The 2,102-nt window shown below is 40.3% G+C and carries 2 protein-coding genes; both read left to right on the forward strand.

Features of this window, described 5'->3' with window-relative positions:
- The first annotated feature begins 385 nt into the window (after positions 1-385).
- Positions 386-1,060 carry a hypothetical protein gene (locus tag KDU71_RS22675; protein ID WP_212193417.1) on the forward strand — a complete coding sequence of 225 codons (675 nt, stop codon included), beginning with the start codon at positions 386-388 and terminating at the stop codon, positions 1,058-1,060.
- Positions 1,061-1,260: 200 nt separating this feature from the next.
- Positions 1,261-2,064, forward strand: coding sequence for a hypothetical protein (locus KDU71_RS22680; protein WP_212193418.1), 804 nt, complete (start codon positions 1,261-1,263; stop codon positions 2,062-2,064).
- The last annotated feature ends 38 nt before the right edge of the window (positions 2,065-2,102 follow it).

The following is a 2,102-nucleotide window of genomic DNA, read 5'->3' on the forward strand; positions in this document are numbered from 1 at the left end:
GAGGTTGATTGGTCATTTACATTTCACATATCTACAAATATTTATCTCCGCTGGAGATAATAAAACAACTTCGGAGAAGTTGAATATTTATAGAAATAATAAGCCTACCCTATAAATATCAACCCCAGCGGGATTGCATATCATATAGACGCTTCATTGTTTTTTTTACATTTTCAATCGGCTTCTAATAATAAGAAATATAATATGTAAATAGTAATCTTCGTCCATTCATCAATAAATACAGAATATTGACATAAACTATTGAAGCATTCATCCTAATATGACGATTTACATCGAGGATAAATGTGTTACGTTTTGCGGTTTTTGCAATTAACTATTGAGTATCAATAGTGATTACTCGTAACCAACAAATGCGAACTAAACTATGACCGCAAAACAACGTAATCAATTGGCCATGTTTATGGCCGTTAAGTATGTATTTGAAACCTATACTGAAGAGCTAAAGACCATTCCGGCTTTTGAGGGTTTAATCAATGAATTTTTTGAATTGCTAATCAAAATTGATGAGGTGCACCGCATTCAGATGGGCAATACCACCGGAAGCACCCAGCTTAAGCAGCAAGCCGAGCAAGAAATGATTGACGCTACGGTGAAGTTGGCCGCGGCCATGTATGTATATGCCCAGATTGAAGGTCAGCCCGACCTGCTTGAAAAATGCAAAGTATCGGCCTCTTCGTTGGAGAAACTATCGGCCGAGAATCTAAAAACAGCCTGTGCGCTCATTTATGCCGAAGGCTATGCCCTGGGTGAGCATCTTGTGAGTTATGGGCAATCGCCCGAAGATGTGAATCAGTTAAAAACCGAAATTGATGAGTATGCGGCCGTTATAGCTGCCCCACGGTCGGCTATTGTTACACGCGCACAAGCTCGCCAGGAGCTGACCGAGCTGGTCAACCAGGCCAACGATTTGCTGCGCAATAAGGTGGATAAACTGATTAAACTGTTTGAAACCGATAATCCTAAACTTTATACCAGCTACAAAGTGGCCCGCATCATTGTTGACCTGCGCGCCGGTAAACAGTTAGTGGAAGAAGAGTAGAGGAAATTGCTGATGGCCTCTGGCTGCTAGCTGATAGCTATTATCACTACCGCGCATTTTTTCGCGCGGTAGTGTTTAAAGGATATGAGGGGACTTTTGCGGGAGCGAATTGAGCTGAGAAATTAATAATTATTGAAGAATAACAGTTTATAGAATTATTACTAACAATTAAAACCATTTATTAATTTTAAATCAAACCTATGAAACAAAAACAACTAAAGCTCTTAGGTGTGCTATTATTTGGTCTGCTGCTTGGTTGCGAACAATTATCAAACAAGCAAACTACTGATGATACTGCCTTGGAGCAACGCTTTTTTGAGTTTAATTCCCTCAAAGGAACGATGAATCACTCTAAACTTGACTTTATCAACAATGTGCTGACTCGTGTTAAGCAACAAAACGACACAGCTTACTTTGTACCACATTTTATTAAGCGCTTTGGTTACCCGCGTTGGGAGGCTACACGCTGGTTTGTCAGTAATGACGAAACGGTGGCTCAAATACCAGTGTATAAAGACACTGATAAATATGTCCGTGCAATTATTATTGCAGCTGTAAGCAACGACCGCTGGCATATTCAACTACTGGTGCGTAACTACTTTGATGCTTTTATTGAGGAGGAGCCGCCCCAGCTTAATCTGGAAAAAGTGATTGACCTGTTTATCCTGGCCGATTTTAAAGTATTTGGGCACAGTAGTTTTTTACCTTATGGTGAGGTCAGCTATCAGGCTAGTGAGGGAAGTAATCGTTTAAAAGGTACATATGTTGACGAAGAAAAATGTTATTACCTGGTTACCTATAATGCCAATTGGGATGTGTTAGATGCCCGTATAGAATGTGAAACATTGACCAGGTATGTGCCCGATGGGGATGCTACAGCCGAAGACCCGGATGGTGGAGCCGGAGGTGGCACAACTCCTGGTGGTGATAACTGGTACGATCCACCCTGTTCGTTAAGATACATCGTTTACAAAAGTTATAGATTAGACTTTACACTAAATTAGTTTCTAACCTTACTGATTGTTCTTTAGTTCTTAATTCA

It is taken from the genome of Carboxylicivirga sediminis (assembly GCF_018156225.1).
Taxonomy (GTDB): Bacteria; Bacteroidota; Bacteroidia; order Bacteroidales; family Marinilabiliaceae; genus Carboxylicivirga; species Carboxylicivirga sediminis.